Origin of the sequence: Antiquaquibacter metalliresistens (genome assembly GCF_029211225.1) — a bacterium.
GTDB lineage: Bacteria > Actinomycetota > Actinomycetes > Actinomycetales > Microbacteriaceae > Rhodoglobus > Rhodoglobus metalliresistens.
The window spans coordinates 294,621-311,419 of record NZ_JARGEM010000001.1; the positions used below are offsets into that span (position 1 = coordinate 294,621).

General features: G+C 65.8%; 21 protein-coding genes. 13 read left to right on the forward strand and 8 right to left on the reverse strand.

Annotated elements, in window-relative coordinates; genetic code table 11:
* Positions 1–32: 32 nt before the first annotated feature.
* Together PYV02_RS01505 and PYV02_RS01510 are read right to left on the reverse strand one after the other, a co-directional pair.
* Entirely contained in the window at positions 33–1,844 is a 1,812-nt protein-coding gene (locus tag PYV02_RS01505; RefSeq protein ID WP_275755477.1) for a DNA primase family protein, read from the reverse strand.
* An 87-nt stretch (positions 1,845–1,931) separates the two neighbouring features.
* On the reverse strand, positions 1,932–2,159 hold the full coding sequence (locus PYV02_RS01510) for a helix-turn-helix transcriptional regulator (RefSeq protein ID WP_275755479.1): 228 nt from the start codon (positions 2,157–2,159) through the stop codon (positions 1,932–1,934).
* An 867-nt stretch (positions 2,160–3,026) separates the two neighbouring features.
* Here PYV02_RS01510 and PYV02_RS01515 point away from each other — a divergent pair.
* Positions 3,027–3,332 (forward strand): hypothetical protein, encoded by a 306-nt coding sequence (locus PYV02_RS01515; protein ID WP_275755482.1) that lies wholly within the window; start codon positions 3,027–3,029, stop codon positions 3,330–3,332.
* Positions 3,333–3,439: 107 nt separating this feature from the next.
* The gene (locus PYV02_RS01520; protein ID WP_275755484.1) at positions 3,440–4,435 is read left to right on the forward strand and encodes an IS481 family transposase; all 996 of its coding nucleotides are present in this window, start codon (positions 3,440–3,442) and stop codon (positions 4,433–4,435) included.
* Here the strand turns inward: PYV02_RS01520 and PYV02_RS01525 are convergent.
* The gene (locus tag PYV02_RS01525) at positions 4,432–5,442 is read right to left on the reverse strand and encodes a hypothetical protein (RefSeq protein ID WP_275755486.1); all 1,011 of its coding nucleotides are present in this window, start codon (positions 5,440–5,442) and stop codon (positions 4,432–4,434) included. The two genes, PYV02_RS01520 and PYV02_RS01525, sit on opposite strands and share 4 nt — an antisense overlap.
* Positions 5,439–5,699 carry a helix-turn-helix domain-containing protein gene (locus PYV02_RS01530; RefSeq protein WP_275755488.1) on the reverse strand — a complete coding sequence of 87 codons (261 nt, stop codon included), beginning with the start codon at positions 5,697–5,699 and terminating at the stop codon, positions 5,439–5,441. Before PYV02_RS01530 ends, PYV02_RS01525 begins: the two co-directional genes overlap by 4 nt.
* 105 nt (positions 5,700–5,804) lie before the next feature.
* Here PYV02_RS01530 and PYV02_RS01535 point away from each other — a divergent pair, with 105 nt between their 5' ends.
* Both PYV02_RS01535 and PYV02_RS01540 read left to right on the forward strand, forming a co-directional pair.
* Positions 5,805–6,287, forward strand: coding sequence for a helix-turn-helix domain-containing protein (locus PYV02_RS01535; RefSeq protein WP_275755490.1), 483 nt, complete (start codon positions 5,805–5,807; stop codon positions 6,285–6,287).
* Positions 6,284–7,462 carry a tyrosine-type recombinase/integrase gene (locus tag PYV02_RS01540; RefSeq protein WP_275755492.1) on the forward strand — a complete coding sequence of 393 codons (1,179 nt, stop codon included), beginning with the start codon at positions 6,284–6,286 and terminating at the stop codon, positions 7,460–7,462. Before PYV02_RS01535 ends, PYV02_RS01540 begins: the two co-directional genes overlap by 4 nt.
* 40 nt (positions 7,463–7,502) lie before the next feature.
* Here the strand turns inward: PYV02_RS01540 and PYV02_RS01545 are convergent, their stop codons facing one another.
* Positions 7,503–8,408, reverse strand: coding sequence for a Fic family protein (locus PYV02_RS01545; protein WP_275755494.1), 906 nt, complete (start codon positions 8,406–8,408; stop codon positions 7,503–7,505).
* Between the two features lie 299 nt (positions 8,409–8,707).
* On the opposite strand from PYV02_RS01545, the gene PYV02_RS01550 reads away from it, so the two are divergent.
* Positions 8,708–9,739 carry an Abi family protein gene (locus tag PYV02_RS01550; protein WP_275755497.1) on the forward strand — a complete coding sequence of 344 codons (1,032 nt, stop codon included), beginning with the start codon at positions 8,708–8,710 and terminating at the stop codon, positions 9,737–9,739.
* Between the two features lie 204 nt (positions 9,740–9,943).
* On the opposite strand, the gene PYV02_RS01555 is transcribed toward PYV02_RS01550, so the two are convergent.
* Entirely contained in the window at positions 9,944–10,315 is a 372-nt protein-coding gene (locus PYV02_RS01555) for a hypothetical protein (protein WP_275755498.1), read from the reverse strand.
* A gap of 96 nt (positions 10,316–10,411) precedes the next feature.
* Here PYV02_RS01555 and PYV02_RS01560 point away from each other — a divergent pair, with 96 nt between their 5' ends.
* The 5 genes from PYV02_RS01560 (at position 10,412) to PYV02_RS01580 (ending at position 12,880) form a co-directional block, all read left to right on the forward strand.
* On the forward strand, positions 10,412–10,735 hold the full coding sequence (locus tag PYV02_RS01560; protein ID WP_275755500.1) for a hypothetical protein: 324 nt from the start codon (positions 10,412–10,414) through the stop codon (positions 10,733–10,735).
* Position 10,736: 1 nt separating this feature from the next.
* Positions 10,737–10,895, forward strand: coding sequence for a hypothetical protein (locus PYV02_RS01565; RefSeq protein ID WP_275755502.1), 159 nt, complete (start codon positions 10,737–10,739; stop codon positions 10,893–10,895).
* Between the two features lie 370 nt (positions 10,896–11,265).
* Entirely contained in the window at positions 11,266–11,790 is a 525-nt protein-coding gene (locus PYV02_RS01570; protein ID WP_275755504.1) for a dihydrofolate reductase family protein, read from the forward strand.
* On the forward strand, positions 11,790–12,269 hold the full coding sequence (locus PYV02_RS01575) for a GNAT family N-acetyltransferase (RefSeq protein ID WP_275755506.1): 480 nt from the start codon (positions 11,790–11,792) through the stop codon (positions 12,267–12,269). Before PYV02_RS01570 ends, PYV02_RS01575 begins: the two co-directional genes overlap by 1 nt.
* Positions 12,270–12,271: 2 nt before the next feature.
* Positions 12,272–12,880, forward strand: a complete 609-nt coding sequence (locus tag PYV02_RS01580; RefSeq protein WP_275755508.1) for a GyrI-like domain-containing protein — start codon at positions 12,272–12,274, stop codon at positions 12,878–12,880.
* Here PYV02_RS01580 and PYV02_RS01585 read toward each other — a convergent pair.
* Positions 12,877–13,953 (reverse strand): DUF998 domain-containing protein, encoded by a 1,077-nt coding sequence (locus PYV02_RS01585; protein ID WP_275755510.1) that lies wholly within the window; start codon positions 13,951–13,953, stop codon positions 12,877–12,879. The two genes, PYV02_RS01580 and PYV02_RS01585, sit on opposite strands and share 4 nt — an antisense overlap.
* Positions 13,954–14,109: 156 nt before the next feature.
* Between PYV02_RS01585 and PYV02_RS01590 the strand changes: the two genes are divergently transcribed.
* On the forward strand, positions 14,110–14,730 hold the full coding sequence (locus PYV02_RS01590) for a hypothetical protein (RefSeq protein WP_275755512.1): 621 nt from the start codon (positions 14,110–14,112) through the stop codon (positions 14,728–14,730).
* A gap of 25 nt (positions 14,731–14,755) precedes the next feature.
* Here PYV02_RS01590 and PYV02_RS01595 read toward each other — a convergent pair whose 3' ends face one another.
* Positions 14,756–15,319, reverse strand: a complete 564-nt coding sequence (locus tag PYV02_RS01595; protein ID WP_275755515.1) for a DNA helicase — start codon at positions 15,317–15,319, stop codon at positions 14,756–14,758.
* 115 nt (positions 15,320–15,434) lie between these two features.
* On the opposite strand from PYV02_RS01595, the gene PYV02_RS01600 reads away from it, so the two are divergent.
* The gene (locus PYV02_RS01600) at positions 15,435–15,968 is read left to right on the forward strand and encodes a peptidylprolyl isomerase (protein ID WP_275755517.1); all 534 of its coding nucleotides are present in this window, start codon (positions 15,435–15,437) and stop codon (positions 15,966–15,968) included.
* A complete protein-coding gene (locus PYV02_RS01605; RefSeq protein ID WP_275755519.1) occupies positions 15,969–16,796 on the forward strand; it encodes a rhomboid family intramembrane serine protease in 828 nt (275 codons plus the stop codon).
* Positions 16,797–16,799: the final 3 nt, after the last annotated feature.

Here is a 16,799-nt window from a genome sequence, read left to right on the forward strand (position 1 = left end):
TGCCGGAGCCCATCCCGGCGTGAGGGCGGTCTCTAGGCATCCGTAGTGCTGGGCGACGGTGCCGACGATCGGCTGACGCGCAGATAACCCCGGGCACGTTCCGGGAAGTCGGGCATGCAGATCTGCCGGGGGTCGCGGCCGGCGTAGCCGGGCTGCATCCAGGCGGTCAGGTTGTAGGTCAGGATCAGGGGCTCGGGGTGGTCGACGAGGCCCCGAGTCGAGACTGCGTTCTCAAGGGTGAACCATTCGCCGTCGCGCGCCATCAAGACCTCGAGCTCTCTGCAGAGCTTGGTCTTGCCGATCACCTTCCCCGACGGATTGTTCTTCGCGAACCACGACTGGTAGAGGTCGCGCAGGAACTCCTTCGGCAGCAGGTCCCACTTGAAGAGGTCCTTGTGCTCGGCCCAGAACTCGCGCACGGGGTCGTTGAACTCCTTGTACTGCGCGAGCAGGGCCTCCGAGGCATCCGGCACGTCGAACTCGTAGTACGGGGGCAGGTCGACCAGGACCTTCTTCGCGACGTACTCGAGCACCTCGCGACGGGCCATGTAGTCGCGCTTGATGTACTTGTGTTCGACGCCGGTGTAGCTCTTCGTGAAGGGGATGAAGAGCTGGCGACGGTAGAAGCTCTCGCTACGGTCGCGGACCTGCGGCAGATCGTTCACGCACTGGATCATGAAGCCGCGGAAGCGGAAGCTGATCGGCGTCAGGCCCTTGCGGTTGATGGATACCACGTCGTTGGTGATGACGGCCTTCAGGTTCGCGACTCGGTCGAGGTACAACCCGACGTCGTTCTCGTCGACGATGACAGCAGACGCCTTCGTCAGCGGCTCAAGCATGAAGTCCTTGCCGAAGTCCGCGAGAGGAATCGAGACGTGGGCGTGCTGACCGACGAGGTTGCGCATTAGCTCACACAGCGTGCCCTTGCCGTTGTTCCCCACCTCCGAGTAGAAGAACGCCGCTTTGTCCCAGGCGACGAGGGGGCGCAGCGTCGCCCCGATGACCTGCCAGATCACCAGGGAGAGTTGCTCGTCGCCGTCGGCGAGCTCGTCCATCCACGACTCGACGTCCCACTCGGTGCCGTCCTCGTGGTGAAGGACCGGGCTCGTCGCGTCGGGTTTGAAGCAGACACCGGCCTTGGCGCGAAAGACGTAGTCCGGTGAGAAGGGCAGCAACGTCTTCGTCTGGTAGTCGAAGACGCCGTTCTCCATCGGCACGAGGTCGGCATCGACGGTCTCGGTTCGCAGCGGAGCGATCTCGCGGAGGTGGTCGAACACGTCATTCGCGGCGCGACTCAGTTCCCAGTTGTATCGGCTAGCGACCTCACGCACATCGATCTCGTCCACCGAGTACGTCCCTCGGCGCGGTCCGGAATCGCAGTAGATGCCGATGAGCGCGGAGCGCCGCGGAGCAGCTCCGCCAGCCCCGATGGCGATCACGTGGTGCAGCCGTACGAGGATCATCGCGATCTGCCGGGGAGTGAGCGCCTTCAGGATCGGCAAGCGCTCCTGGCCCTTTCGGCCGATGTTGATGACGCCGACACGCAGGTTGATCCGCCGCAGTAGCTCCTCCTTCACTTCCGAAGCGGCCGGGACAACGGACCCAACTTCCGAAGCGGCCGGGACAACGGACCCAAACGCGTTGTCGGCGTTGGCGAGCTCGTCCAGGTACGACTGCGTGATCACTTTCACGATCTCGTCGAACACGTAGACGTCGGAGCCCATCGAGCGGGCGCGCTTCTCCTCGTCGATCAGCGCGGGCTCGAACTCCTGCTCGAGGTCAGGAATCTCGTCAAAATCAGGTGCGTCAACACCTTCAGCGTCGACAAACGTTACAATGCTCATAAGGAACATGTCTCCTTCACGGTCCCGCGCAGTTCACTCCTGCGGCGGGGCCATAACTCTTTCTGGGCGTATGGGCGCGCAGGAGCGCTATGCCGTGCGGACGGTGAGATTGAGGGGAAGAACCTCGTAAGCGCCGGCGGTACGGACGCGGCGGGTGTTGATCCACGCTTCGACATCCGCGATCGCGTAGGCGACGCGACCCTTCTCTTCACCAGGACGGATGAACGCCGGCCCGATACCCTCCTGGCGCCACCGCTTCAGGGTGTCCATGTTGACGCCCAGCAGCGCGGTCAGCTGCCGCGGCGAGATCAACACGGGAGTGAGCGCAGGCGCAGGACAAGTCGGCGCAGAAGTCAGGGGGTGCGATGTCATCGGATCCTCCGGGTTGGGAACGGCGAAGTTTCCGTTTTCCAGGCAGAACCCGAGGACGCCCCGACGGGACGCGGACCGTAGAGCCGTCAATCGTGGACGGATACAACCTTGGCCAGGAGTACCTGGCTCGGCTTATTGAGTGATTCGAGCCTATCACCCCTGTCAAGCCGCTGCAACACGACACACCGCCGTATCGCCACCCAGCCCGGCCCCCCGCCGCCCCGCTCACACCCATCTCTTTCCCGCGCCGCTTCCCGCCGAGCACTCGCTCTGATTCCCTGCTGCACACTTTGTGGTCGCCCTGCACACTTTTCACCACACTTTTCGGGGCGCCAGAACGAGATTCTGTGCAGGCAGATCACCGTGTTTCCGGGCTTCCGGGGGTGCTGCGCACAGAACGCACGGTTTTCAGAGCGTTCACCATCAGGCGTACGCAGGCGCGTGTGCACGATCGGGATGCTGAAACTTCCCTATCTAGAGTTCAAAAAGAGTGTGCACTCTGTGCCGAAGGGCTCTCGATCCCCGGAAACACGGCGATCGAGCTGCACAGAAGTTGCGAAATGACACCCGAAAAGTGTGGTGAAAAGTGTGCAGCACGGCAAAAAAGTGTGCGGTAGAGCACCTCAGCCCTTGGGCTGAACACCCCGCCGGCCGGCAGGCCGGTCTAACCGACTAGCCCGCCCGCAGGGCGCTGACCCGCTGCGCCGCGGATCTCCACGCCGACATTGGCGTCGGCATTCATAGGCTGGAGTCACCCGCCAGGCCCGACATGGCCCTCCCACTCTTCCGCTTCAGCAGCAGGGATCAGCCATGCCATCGTCAACAGCCGTCGCCGAGCTACTCGTCCTCGTCGACCTCGCTCACATCTACTGGTGTGACCAGAAGCCCGAGCGCCATCTCCCCTCCGCGAGGGAAGGACTCGTCCGGATTCGCTACGGCACGCTGCTGGAGCGGAAGCATACGCCGCACGCGCCTGGCGAACCCCCGCCCATCCAGCAGATCGAGATCTACTCGTCGCTCTTCGCGCCGGCCAAGTGGGTCAAGTTTGACGACATCGACGACGCGATCAAGGCTGCGCGCGACTGGTACGAGTACGCGAAGAGCCTCGCGGGCTAGATGTAGTGCCCAGGGACGTTGCTTGATCTGGTTGCCGTGACATGACGAGAACCTCCGGGCGAGAGTGGAGCTGCTTAGTTCACCGCTCTTGAGCCCAGGAGGTTCTCGTGTCTCACGGTAATGCGGCGTTGACGCCGCGCCAACGGCTTCGTCTTGCCCGCAAGGTTGTCGAGGAGGGGTGGTCGGTCGCCGCGGCGGCTGACTACTTCCGGGTGTCGTATCCGACCGCGGCGAAGTGGTCGAAGAGGCTCGTCGAGCTCGGCCCGGAGGGGATGGTCGACAGGTCGAGCCGCCCGCACTCGCATCCGAACCGGACCCCGCAGGTCGCGGTGAAGAAGATCGTGCATCTGCGGATCAAGAAGCGGCTAGGTCCGGTGCAGATCGCGGGCCGACTCGGGATGCCGGCGTCCACCGTCCACGCAGTCCTGGTCCGCTGCCGCCTCAACCGGCTTTCTCACGTCGATGTGAAGACCGGAGAACCCGCGCGACGTTACGAGCACGACACCCCGGGCGCGATGATCCACGTCGACGTCAAGAAGCTCGGCAACATCCCACACGGCGGCGGTTGGAGATTCGTCGGCAAAGTCCAGGGTGGGAAGAACCGTCGCACGACACCGGGCCTGGCTCGCGATAAGCATCGACACGAGATCATCGGCTACGCCTTCGTTCACACCGTCATCGACGACCACTCCCGAGTCGCCTACGCCGAGATCCACGACGACGAGACCGCACAGACCGCGATCGGAGTGCTCCGACGCGCGACATCCTGGTTCGCTGACCGCGGCGTCACCGTCGAACGCGTGCTCTCCGACAACGGCTCCGCCTACCGCTCACACGCCTGGCGCGACGCCTGCAACGACCTCGGGATCCGACCGAAGAAGACCCGCCCCTACCGACCCCAGACCAACGGCAAGATCGAACGCTTCCACCGCACCCTCGCCGACGGCTGGGCCTTCAGCAAGCACTACGCCACCGAGTCAGCCCGCCGAGCAGCGCTCCCCGCCTGGCTCCACTTCTACAATCACCACAGACCCCACACCGCCATCGGGAAACTCCCACCCATCAGCCGAATCTCAAACAACCTGGCTGGGCACTACAGCTAGAACTCGCAGGTGCCGACTGCGGCAACGTACTCGTGCGTCGGGCGCTGGTAGACGTTGACGCCGTTGCCCCACTCGTCCGTAAAGCCCTGGCTGATGGCCCACGCGGTCGCAAACAGCTCGACCTCGTCCTGATTGACCAAGTCGAAGTGCTGTGCGCATACCGTGCCGACGACGTGGCCGACCTCGTGCGCCATAAGCGACTTCATCGTCTCCGTTGGCCACGACGCCGCCACAGACTCGGTGAGAAAGATCACGGCTTCGCCCGGCGCGACCCAGTTCCACATCGTGTAGCCGGCCCAGCCGGGGTTGACCTCGTTCCGGCCACCCAGGCTGGGGACGAACTCGACCTCGAGAAGAAGGTTCTCCCCAGCGAGTTCGCGGGCGAACGCCTCGATCTCGAGCTTTTGAGCCCCGCGGAGGTCACCCACGGGGTACTGCCGCTCGTCATCGCTTGCGCGCATCCACTCGACCGCATCAGCGAAGGCGTTCACCGCAGATACCGCAGAAGAGTCGATGTCGCGCTGATTGCCCAGGAGCTCGGCGGTGTTGCGGAGCGTCTTTACGGCCTGGATGCCCGCGTGCGGGTACTGCTCCTCGACGCTCCGACGAAGCGCATCTGCCCGCTCGAAGAACTCGAGGGCGGCGGTCAGCGTGTTCTCGGCTGACGACTCGGCCTGCCGTGCAGTGGCGTCGCTCTGGTCGCCGAACAACGCATTGATGCGGTCGAGCAGCGCTGGCTCCCCTTCGGCCCTGACCAGAGCGGTTTCGAGTAGCGCCGCCTCCGCCTTGATCTGGTCGATCGAGTCGGTCTCCAGGTCCCGCGGGTACGCCTCGATGATCGACTGGACGTTCCAGAGCAGTCGATCGAACTCTCGTTGCTCGGCGACGGAAATCGGCTGCTTCGGCTGAGGCAACACGGCGGCGGTGACGACCATCAGAGCGCAGACAGAAGACGCGGCGGCCAAAGCCACCGCGCCCTTTGTTGTGAATACCCTCTTGTCGATCACGCGACCCCCGCTCCGGTGAGGTCGCGCGCGCGGTTCTCGCGGCCTGCGATGAACGCCCGGAGGTCCTCCGGGTCGACGCGCCACCGTGCTGCCTTCTCGGCGCCCCCGACGTTGATGGCGCGCAGCTCGCCGCTGTTGATCAGCTGGCGCACCCACCACTCGGTGATTCCGAGCGCCGCTGCGGTGTCCTTGACTGATAGCAGCGCGCTCTCGCGGCGCAGCATGCCCAGCAGGGCGGAGATGGTGGGAGCGGTCATGCCTACAATTGTACACGTCATAGATACCTACGCAACTACACCTGTCTATACGCGTGTAGTCAGTCGCGTTGAGACTTTGTTCACCGCGCTGACATCATTGAGCATGTGACGGACAGCACTGAAGACCCAGAACTCGAGATTCCGGCAGCGTCGCGCCTGCTCAATAACGCGCGTCAGCGCGCCGGCATGACGACTCGAGAGCTGGCCGTCGCGGCTGACATGCCGATCTCGACGCTCAACATCATCCTGACCGGAAAACGGTGGCGGAAGGGTGTCGCGACTATCGTCAGCCCCAAGGAGGTAGACGTCGCGCGGCTGGCGATGGTGCTCCCTGTCTCGCAAGAGGAGCTGGACGCGATTGGCTACTTCTACGCGTCGCAACTGATCTCCCAAGAAACCTTCGGATTCGGCGATGGCCTCCCCGACCGCAATCGCAGCATCGCGGACCGCCGTCACGGGCGTATCCAGGCGCTGGTCGACATGCTCGAGAAGTTCACCGACCATGACATCAAAGAGGCTTTGGAGCTTCGTTCCGTCGCGCGCGGCGAGAAGGTGACGAAGAAGTCGAAGGAGCCTTCCTCCGAATGACGGTCCGAGATCTCTGGGAGGACCGGACCAAGACCGAGATTGCCGAGCTTCGCGCGAAGGGAGCGCCGCGATACCAGCGCCGGTGGCGTGGCCCCGACCGCGACGCACAGGGTCGACTCCGCCAGCACAAGAAGAACTACCCCGAGTCGAAGCGGGCCGAGGCCTACCTCCACGACGCAGAGCACGCCGGCAATCCGACGAAGGTCGCCATCGTCCGCGGGTCGTTGACCGTCGCGACGCTGATGAGCCGCCACCTTGCCGCCATCGCCGATCGCGCACCGAGGACCGTAGAGGCCAACGAGTATCACGCGAGCAAGGTGGTGCAGCAATTCGGTGATCGAGTGGTGAACACCATCACGCCCACCGAGGTCGAGATTTGGTCGCAGCGACCCGAGGTCGCTGCCGAGAGCCGCAAGAAGCAGCTCGAGATCCTGCGTGCGGCCGTGAAGCGCGGCGTCCGCGACAAGCTCGTCGCGGAGGACTTCACGGACGGACTCGTCGTGTCGCTGCGACGTAAGGAGCGACCCCACTACTCGTCAGAGCACCTGAACGCGCTTGTCGCTGCGGCGCCGAGCGCGGTTGATCGCGCGTTCCTGATCTTGATGGGGTTCATGGGGCTTCGCGAAGAGGAGGCACGCGAGCTCAAGGTGGGTGATGCCAGCGGGGGCCAGGTCACCGTGCGCGACCCGAAGACGAACGCCGGCAGGCGTACGCTCCCGATCCCGGCGAGGGGCCGTGCGACTATCGAATCACTGACGGCTGGCCGACCCGCGGGTGCCTACCTATTCGAGAGTCGCCGCAAAGCCGGGCACCCCGTGGCCAAGGGGTTCGTGAACAACGTGCTGGACCGATGCGTCACCATCGCGAACCGGACTCGCGCCGAGAAGATAACGACGTACTCCTCGCACGCGCTCCGCCACACCTTTGCGGCGATCGCGCTGTCTGAGGCGGGAGCGAATCTCTTGGCCGTCTCGCGCGCGCTCGGACACGCCCGACCCTCAATCACCCTCGACCGCTACGGGCATCTCGCGCCGGCGGGGCTCGAACCCCTGATGGACCAGGTTGACGCCTTCATCGACGATTTCACGGACCCCGTCGACGTAGATGAAGTCGAAGAGGATCTAGACGACGAAGTCGATGAAGATGACGAAGGTGACGATGAGGACGCGGCTTGAGTGCCGCACGCACATTCGGAGGATCTAGCGCAGCACCGGCTTAGCGCATTGTCCTTCGGATGCGGGTGTCGAGCTCGTCGAGTTCACCGGCCAAGTGAGTCGCAGCCCCGGATAGCGGCCTCATCCGCTCAATCGAGACGAGCGCTTCATGGCAGCCGGCTGTCACCGCCCGAGTTACGAGTGACACCAGGGGTGCAGCGTGGCCGCGCCGGTAGGACGTGAGCGCGGCGAAGTACTCGTCGCGACGGGCGTTCAGCCCCGACGCGATCGGCACGATGGTGTTGCGCATGACGCCGCGGCGGCGCAGGATCGCGCCCACCAGGGCGCGCCCGATGCGGCCGTTGCCGTCCCCGAACGGGTGGATCGTCTCGAACTGCGCGTGCGCGATCGCAGCCTGCGCGAGCACAGGCACGTCGTCGCGGTTCGCGAACGCCATGAGGTCCGCCAGCAGTTCGTCGACGCGCTCCGGCACCGGAGGCACGTGCAGGGCGCCGCGCGGCGAGAAGTCGCTGCCGCCGATCCAGTTCTGCTCGGTACGCACCTGGCCGGCGTGGAGGCGCTCGTAGCGATCATCCTTCATGAGGGTGCGGTGAGCCGCCAACAACGCCTCGAGTCGGATCACGCCGTTAGCATCGACAGACTCGAGCAACTCCGCGATTGCGTGCGAGGCCGCCACCATGCTCTTCGCGGAGTCGTTGCCCTTCGCGCCGGCATGAACGCGGATGAAGTCGGCGGCGCTGGCCTGGACATACTCGATTCGCGAGGATGCGATAGCTTCGGCGGCCAGTGTGAACCGGGTCATCCCACCCCGTGAGTCAGCGGCGCCGGCTTCCATTCGGGCTGCGGCCAGGAGGGCCTCCTCGGCACCACGACTCAGCTCACTCGGGACCGTGTAGTTGAGCTCGGCGATGAGCGGCGGGACGGCAGCTTCAACCTCGGTGAACATTCGGTCGGCCCTGGCGCCGCCCCTGTGCTTCTGGCTCCACGGCACCGTCTCGGTCCCAGTGGGCGGCCAGTCGAGGGCCTTGTCCCTTGCCAAGTCGCCACCCCCCGCTCATTCGTAGGTCGGCTTCTGCCGAGCGTCCCATCAATAACAACAGCAATCGCGCCAACATCGTCGCCATCAATGATTGAAGCGTCAGTGGTGTCGTGATACCTTCGGAGCACCACACGCCCCACGCCTCTCCTTGGAAGCGCAACCCGGGGCGTTTTCTTTGCCCGCGCAACGACGACGCTGGAGGGGACATGGCGCAGCACGGTCGGTATGGGCAGCGCCAGGAGCGCGCGCGCGGAACTCGCGTCTTCGAGAAGCCAGCGCGCTCGACAGACGAGCTCGTCGACCAGCTCGACCAGCGTGGCCTCGCCATCCCTGACCGTGATCGCGCGAAGCGCTACGTCCGACAGCTCGGGTACTTCCGCCTCTCCCCGTACACGATCCCGTTCCAAGAGTTGCCGCGGACGAGCGAGCACCTCTTCAAGCCGGAGGTCGAGTTCGACCACGTGCTCGACCTCTACGTCTTCGACCGGCAGCTGCGGCTCCTGGTGATGGACGCGCTCGGGCGCATCGAGGTCGCCGTCCGGGCTGCTATCACCGACCACATGGCGATCACGTATGAAGACCCTCATTGGTACACCGACCCCGACCACTTCCACAATGTCGACCGGCACGGCAAGTTCATCGAGATCATCGAGAAGGAGGTGCGGGACCAGCGGAGTCGAGACGCGGAGCATGATGGCTCGGACGAGACCGCCGGCATCGTCTTCCGCTCGGCGCTCGAGCACTACGTCGTGACCTACGGCGAGCCGGAGCTCCCGCCGTCGTGGCTCATGGTCGAGCTGCTGACGATCGGCCAGCTCGATGGGCTCTACGGCAACCTGAAGCGCCGAAAGGACATGGACACCATCGCCAAGGGCCTCGGGCTCAGTTGGGCGATCCTGCAGTCCTGGCTGAAGACATACGTCCGCGTGCGCAACGTCTGCGCTCACCACGGGCGCCTGTGGAACGTCGGCCTCGGCGTCTACCCGAAGATCCCGACGTCGCGCGACATCTCGTGGCTGCAGGGTGGGGATGCTCTGCCCCAGAGTTCTGAGAAGAGGCTCTACCCTGTGCTCGTGTCGCTGCAGGCAGTGCTGAATGAGATCTCGCCGCACAGCAGCTGGGCCAGCCGGCTCCACGCGCTGCTGGGCTCGCGCCCCCCGATGAACCTGCGGGGGATGGGCATCCCGGAGGAATGGGCCAGCGACCCATTCTGGGCTGCGCACATTGAGTCGGCGTGACGAGCGACTCACCTGTGCCCTCGCTTCCCGGCGCCGATGCCGGCGAGGCGAGCGACGGCACCGAGCAGTGGTGGGATTGCCGGTGCCCTCGCTGGGAGCCGTGCCGCTGCGGGTAGGGGCCTCCTGCGGCAACGCCACACCCCCGTATCCCGGCCACGTCCCAGATGATGGACGAGTCAGCCGAGCCTTCGGGCAGTCGGCCGACTAGGGGTAGCGCAGCGAGATGAACGTCGAGGGTAGATCCTCGCGCGTGACCGTCTTCGAGACGCTGCCGATCTCGAACTTGTATGTCTCGCGCTCCGGCAGCGTCCTTACCGTGAACCCGTAGACGCACTCGTTAGGTCCAACCGGGACCCCCGCGTTGAGCCGCGGCGACTGCAGGACTTCACCGTTCTCGTCGGTGATGGTAACCACCGCGCCGAGCCCAATCTCCGGGTGGTGAGTCGGGTTGCAGTTCTCGTCTGCGCCCACCTTGACGATGACGGTTCCCCGCTCTTCCGGCACGTTGAGTCCGGCGCACCCCACGAGCAGCAGGCCAAGAGCAGCTGTCGTCAGGGGGACCAGAGCGCGGTTCACGACCTCAAGATACCGGTGAGGTGGCCGTCTCCACCCCCACGTATCCTTGAATCCGCAGCGGCCGGGCTGATCTCGAGATCAGAAGGGTCCGGCCAGGTGGGGACGAACAAGCGCTACGCGAGGCAGATCGACGCCCGCATGGACGCGAAGATCCTGCGCATGGCCGCCGAGGGCAAGAAGCCCGACACGCTGCTCGCGGAGGAGCTCCAGCTGGACCGTCTACCCCTCACCCGGACGCCGGTACCCAAGCGCGTGCGCGCCTGGGTCAGGTACGGCAGCACGCCCTTCGAGGTCGACGCCGAGATGGTCGCCTGGACGCCACGCGCCGCGGCCATCCGCTGGACGATCGGTGACGAGCAGCACCGCGCGTGGGTCTGGGGCTCGGCCGTGCGGGAGCTGTCCGATGCTGAGGGGGCGTAGCGTGGAGTTCGTGGGCGAGCCCGCATCATCCCAGGAGCACGACCCCGAACTCCGGGCCTGGGCAGAGCATCTGGCTGCGGAAGCGCCGCCGCTGACGGATGAGCAGATTGACGTGCTCGTCGACGCGTTCGGCAAGCCTTGCAACCGGAGCGTGCCCTAAGCGCGCCCCGGCGTTTCAAACTTCCTTTATAGATCAAGGGAAAACGAGCCTTCTCTCATGCTTTGCAAGCAGGAGGTCAGGGGTTCGATTCCCCTAGGCTCCACCACTCCGCCACGGCAGGCGCCACAACCCGACGAATGCGTCGCCCGGCCTTGTCTGTGGGCCATCCGCCATTGTTCGTTCCCGTTGTTCGTTGTGTTCATTCTCGTTGTTCGTCCTGTTCGTTCTCGTTCTGAAGGAGATCCTTCATAACGGGAGTGCGCGCACGGAAGCCTCCAGCCGAGGATCGTTCGCGTCGGGCCATCCGTCGTGTCTGGGCAGTGCCGGACGGAAGCTCACCCGTGTCAGCGCGGGGCGCGACAATAGAGCGATGGCCCCCCAATGCTCCGTGTACATCGCTACCAGCCTCGACGGCTTCATCGCGGAGGAGGATGGCGGTCTCGCCTTCCTTGAGAGCGCGGAGAGCGCGACCGAGGACTACGGCTACAGCGAGTTCATCGCCACCGTCGACGTGATCGTGATGGGTCGCGGCACCTACGAAGTCGGCCTGAGCTTTCCGAGCTGGTGCTACGAGGGCAAGCGCGTGATCGTGCTCACCACCGGCCCGGAGCGCCCGTCGGTGCACGGCGAGGAGTTCTCGTCCGAGACCCCCGCCGCGCTCGTCGAACGCCTCGGTCGCGAAGGGGTTCGTCGCATCTACGTGGACGGCGGCGTGACGATCCGCTCGTTCCTCGCCGCGGGACTCATCGACGACCTCACGATCTCGGTGGTTCCGGCGATCCTCGGCCGCGGCATCCCCCTCTTCGGGCTCGGCACCCCCGCGCTGGCGCTGACCCTCGAGAGCGCGGAGTCTTACCGCACGGGGCTCGTGCAACTGCGGTATCGGCGGGCCTGATGCTGATTCGCCCGCCGCGACCCGACGAAGCCGAACCGCTCGCCGACCTGCACCTGGCGACGTGGCGGGAGACCTACGCCGACCACTTTCCGCCGAGCGCGTGGGGGGCGGAGGCCCGAGAGGCGCGCGTGCAGCTATGGACCGCGATCTGCTCGGCGCCGCGCCCGGACTCCCGCACCGCGGTCGCCGAGCTCGACGGTCGCGTGGTCGGCTTCGCCCACGCGGGTCGGAACGTGGATAACCCACCACCGCGCGAACGTCAGCTCTGGTTCATCTACCTGCTCGCATCCGCCCAGGGCTCGGGGGCGGGGCAGGCCCTGCTCGACGAGGTGCTCGGAAACGACCCGGCGAGCCTGTGGGTGCTCGAGGCGAATCCCCGTGCGCGGTCGTTCTACGTCAAGAACGCCTTCGCTCCAGACGGCGCCCGACAGCCGTCGGGTTTCGATGGAGCTCCCGACGAGATAAGGATGGTGCGTTAGCGATGGAGAAGACCGACTTCAAGAAGACCCTCGACTCCTATCAGGCTCGACACCACGAGTTCAGGATCATCGACGTGCCGCCGATGCAGTACTTGATGATCGATGGCCACGGCGACCCGAGCTCGGCGCCGGAGTTCTCGGCGGCGATCGAGGCGCTCTACCCGGTCGCCTACGCTCTGAAGTTCGCGAGCCGAAACCGGCTCGGCCGCGACTACGTCGTCCCGCCGCTCGAGGGGCTGTGGTGGTCACCGGACATGAGCACGTTCACGAGTGCCCGGAACAAGTCGCGCTGGAACTGGACGCTCATGCTGATGGTGCCCGAGTGGATCACCCGCGAGATGTTCGACGCCGCGGCCACGCTCAAGGCCGACCCGATGGCCGTCAACCCTGTGCGACTCGAGTCGCTCGACGAGGGTCGCTGCGTGCAGACGCTGCACATCGGCTCGTTCGATGATGAGACCTCGATCCTCGCCACCATGCACGAGGAGTTCATTCCGAAGGCCGGCCTGGGCATGGCGGGTAAGCACCACGAGATCTATTTCAGCGACTTCCGCAAGGTCGCTCCCGCGAAGCTGCGCACCATCCTGCGTCAGCCGGTCACCACCGGCTAGGCCTTCGCCTGCGCCGTCTCGACGGTGGCTCCGAGGAAGCGGATGAACGTCGCGATCCATCCGAAGATGATCATGAACACGACGAGCTCGAAGAACGTCAGGTTGAAGTACCCGGTGACGGCGAAGAGGATCACGGCGCCGACCATGGCAAGGAAGAACGCGCCGGTGGTGGCGAAGAAGGTCCACGGCATCCCCCGCAGCACGATGGGTGAGCTCAGGAGCAGGAGGAAGAACGCGACCGCCATGCCCGAGGCGCAGAGGTTGTGCAGCAGCACGCTGACGGTGAGCGGGAAGAGGCCGACGCCGGCGAGCATGAGTCCCATCACGATGAACAGGGTCGAGATCGCCCGGGCGCTCCATCGATAGCGCAGCACGCCCAGCTCGACGAGTGAGTGGATGTCGCGCTGAAGGTACAGCGAGAACGTGGTCACGAGCAAACCCGCGATGATCAGCGCGATGTTGAACAGGCCTGCCGACCCATCGCCGAGCGTGCCCAGCAGGCTGAAGTGGTACTCCCACCACTTCGGATCGGACGCCGTGGCCATGGAGGTGAGCGTCGTCACCGAGATGAAGATCACCAGCAGGCTCGAGAGCTTGCCGGTGTCGATCTTGGAGACCGACAGATAGATCCAATAGCTGCTGAGTCCGGCGGCGGTGCCCACCGATGCCGCGGAGACCCAGCCGTCGAGCGTCACGCCCCGAAAGCTCAACGACAGCAGCACGAAGACCGCGACCGTGCCGATCGTCGCGATGAGCGCGTGCACGGCGGCGACGTTCGTGGCATCGAGGATGAACTTCCAGGGGGCGAGGTTCAGCCGCCACTGCTGGCCCGGCAGGTGGCGCGCGCGCCAGTAGCCGATGTAGCTCGCCAGCACTCCGGCCGCGAACACTACGATCGCGGCGAGCACGCCGATCGACCAGCCGCCCCAGATCGGCGGGTTGGAGCCCGCGAAGACCGAGCCGCCGACGATCAGGCCGACCCCGCCCGCGATCCCGCCGGCGATGAGCGCTTCGGATTCGAGCCCGACGTTCGTGCGCGATTCGGAGTCGATGTCGAGGACCGATTCAGCCATGTCGCAAGCCTAGGGGTGGGGGTACGGTTGCGGCATGCGACCCGAGGCGCCGACAGCAGCACCGGTCGCCGGCGCCACGCCGGAGCGGATTCTCGCGATCGACCGATACCGCGGTCTGCTCGTCATCCTGATGGTCGGCGCAACTACCTTGCGGGGGTGCAACTCGTGCCCGCCGCGCTCAAGCACGCTCCCGACATCGGATTCACGATCGCCGACACCGTCGCCTCGGCGTTCGTCTTCACGGTGGGTCGCTGTGCGCCTACCAACTGCTGCTGGATCGCTGGGCGCTCGACGCGGTGCTCGGGTCGGTGCACGGGCGGGTTCATCGGCGCCCTGTCCTGGGGCGCGCTGCTGATCCTGTCGACCGCGGTCGCCGACGTGTGGCGCGCCGGCAGCGGCCCGTTCGCCCTGTGCTGCGTGGCGATCGTCGCGGTGGCGGCGATCACGGTGTTCATCGTGCCGGTCAGCAAGCACCGGGTTTCGCTGAGCTTCGTGCTCATCACGCTCGCGATCAGCGCCCTCTCGTTCCTGCTCGTGCTGCTCGCGGCACGCGTCGGCCCCGCGAAGGCGGGCGTGCTCTGCTGGTGGGGCGAGAATGCGCTCGCGCTCTACCTCGTGCACCTCGTGCTGATGTCGCTCGTCGTGCTCCCGCCCGCGGCGTGGTGGTACGCGCAGGCACCGGCCTGGCTGGTCGTGGCACAACTGAGTGCAACCCTCGCCATCATGACCGTGCTGGCGTGGTTGCTGCACCGCCGCCGGTGGCGTCTCGATCTCTAGTGCGTGGCGCTCGGCTCGAAGCGCGTCAGAGCTCTTCGTCCGACGACGACGCGGTCTCCGCCGCCTCGTCTTCGATCCACAGATCGTCGTCGGCACGCAAGGTCTGCCACGCGGCGTACGCGACCGCGGCGACGGCCACGACGCCGAGGCCGATCAGGATGTAGCGGCCGGGCCCGGCAGGCTTGGGCTGGATGATCCCCGCCTTGGTGCCGAGATCGTTGCCGATCTTCGTGGCGCGCGAGATGGCATCCCGCACCTGCTTGTCCTTGGCGACCTCGATGGCGGCCAGCGCCGTGCCGAGCGCGCTGGTCACGGTGGGCAGCACCTCGCGGGTGAACTTGTCGCGCGCCGTGCCTGCCGCCGAGCGCGCACCGGCGATGCCGGCGCCGACGGCGGGCACGATGCGGTCTTCGTAGGTGTCCTTCACGCGGGGGCCGACCTCTTCGCGGGCGAAATTGGAAGCCTGGCGGCTCGCTTCGCGCACGACCTTGGCCGCGTGGTCCAGCAGCTCCTTCTGGTCGTCCCAGACGTGCTCCGCCTGCTTCTTGAGCCGTTCGAGTTCCTTGCGCCGTTTGCGGGAGAGTGCCATGGCTATTCCTCCAAAGAATCGGTCGAGCTCTGACATCCATCCTTCCACGCAACCGGGGAAGTGCGCACGGGGGTTGACGGGAAGCGTCCAGGGGCCGCTATGGGAGAATCGAGGCATGCACACCGCTGTCGCGCACATGAAGACCAACAAGGGCACCATCAACCTCAACCTCTTCGGCAACCACGCCCCGAAGACGGTCGCGAACTTCGTCGGTCTCGCCACCGGCACGAAGGAGTGGACCGACCCGAAGACCGGCAAGGTGACCACCGAGCCGCTCTACGACGGCGTGATCTTCCACCGCATCATCAAGGACTTCATGCTGCAGGGCGGCGACCCGCTCGGCCAGGGCATCGGCGGCCCGGGGTACCAGTTCGACGATGAGATCCACGGCGAGCTGCTCTTCGATCGGCCCTACCTGCTCGCGATGGCCAACGCCGGCATCCAGGGGGGCCGCGGTACCAACGGTTCGCAGTTCTTCATCACCACCATCCCGACCGGCTGGCTGCAGGGCAAGCACACCATCTTCGGCGAGGTGGCCGACGAGGAGTCGAAGCGCGTCGTCGACGCGATCGAGGCCGTGGAGACGGATGCCCGCGACAAGCCGCTCGAGCCGGTCGTGATCGAGAGCATCACCATCGACGAGGTCTAGGTGGCCGATTCCGCGACCGAGCGGTCGTCCGACACCTGCTACCGGCATCCCGATCGTCAGAGCTACGTGCTGTGCCAGCGCTGCGGGCGAACCATCTGCCCGCAGTGCCAGACGCAAGCGGCGGTCGGCGTGCAATGCCCGGAGTGCGTTCGCGAGGGCCGGGCATCGACGCCGAAGCGCGCATCGCGGGTGGTGCGCGCGTTCCGGCCGGGTGGTACGCAACCGGTCGTGACCTGGAGCCTCATCGGCGTCACGGTGCTGGTGTTCATCGCGCAGCAGGTGTCGGGCGGGCTGGTGAACGCCTACGGCGTCTACCGTCCGCAGCTGACCCTGCTGCTGCCGTGGACGCCGATCACCTCGATCTTCCTGCACGCTTCGGTGCTGCACATCCTGTTCAACATGTACTCGTTGTTCGTGTTCGGGCCGATCCTCGAGCACCTGCTGGGCAGGGCGCGGTTCCTCGCGCTCTACCTGATCGCGGGCTTCGGCGGGTCGGTCGCGGTGCTGCTGCTGAATCCGTTCGGCGGCGTGCTCGGCGCGTCCGGCGCGATCTTCGGGCTCATGGGCGCGTTCTTCGTGATCCAGCGGGGGCTCGGTGGCAACAACGTGCAGATCTTCATCGTGATCGCGATCAACCTCGGGGCGGGGTTCTTCATCCCCGGCATCTCGTGGCAGGCGCACGTCGGCGGGCTCATCGCCGGTGCGGCGGTGGCTTTCGTGTATCTGCGCACCCGGCGGGTGGATCAGCGCGTCATGCAGATCGGTCTCGTCGCGGCGATCGCTGCGGCGCTGGTCGTGATCACCGTCGTGCGCGCGCTGACCCTCTGATCG

Excerpts from the sequence above, each read along its gene's own strand:
- PYV02_RS01575 (WP_275755506.1), top strand. The coding sequence starts at position 11,790 with ATGCTGATTCGCCCGCCGCGACCCGACGAAGCCGAACCGCTCGCCGAC.
- PYV02_RS01515 (WP_275755482.1), top strand. The coding sequence starts at position 3,027 with ATGCCATCGTCAACAGCCGTCGCCGAGCTACTCGTCCTCGTCGACCTC.
- PYV02_RS01545 (WP_275755494.1), bottom strand. The coding sequence starts at position 8,408 with ATGTTCACCGAGGTTGAAGCTGCCGTCCCGCCGCTCATCGCCGAGCTC.
- PYV02_RS01595 (WP_275755515.1), bottom strand. The coding sequence starts at position 15,319 with ATGGCACTCTCCCGCAAACGGCGCAAGGAACTCGAACGGCTCAAGAAG.
- PYV02_RS01540 (WP_275755492.1), top strand. The coding sequence starts at position 6,284 with ATGACGGTCCGAGATCTCTGGGAGGACCGGACCAAGACCGAGATTGCC.
- PYV02_RS01585 (WP_275755510.1), bottom strand. The coding sequence starts at position 13,953 with ATGGCTGAATCGGTCCTCGACATCGACTCCGAATCGCGCACGAACGTC.
- PYV02_RS01600 (WP_275755517.1), top strand. The coding sequence starts at position 15,435 with ATGCACACCGCTGTCGCGCACATGAAGACCAACAAGGGCACCATCAAC.
- PYV02_RS01530 (WP_275755488.1), bottom strand. The coding sequence starts at position 5,699 with ATGACCGCTCCCACCATCTCCGCCCTGCTGGGCATGCTGCGCCGCGAG.
- PYV02_RS01550 (WP_275755497.1), top strand. The coding sequence starts at position 8,708 with ATGGCGCAGCACGGTCGGTATGGGCAGCGCCAGGAGCGCGCGCGCGGA.
- PYV02_RS01570 (WP_275755504.1), top strand. The coding sequence starts at position 11,266 with ATGGCCCCCCAATGCTCCGTGTACATCGCTACCAGCCTCGACGGCTTC.
- PYV02_RS01580 (WP_275755508.1), top strand. The coding sequence starts at position 12,272 with ATGGAGAAGACCGACTTCAAGAAGACCCTCGACTCCTATCAGGCTCGA.
- PYV02_RS01505 (WP_275755477.1), bottom strand. The coding sequence starts at position 1,844 with ATGAGCATTGTAACGTTTGTCGACGCTGAAGGTGTTGACGCACCTGAT.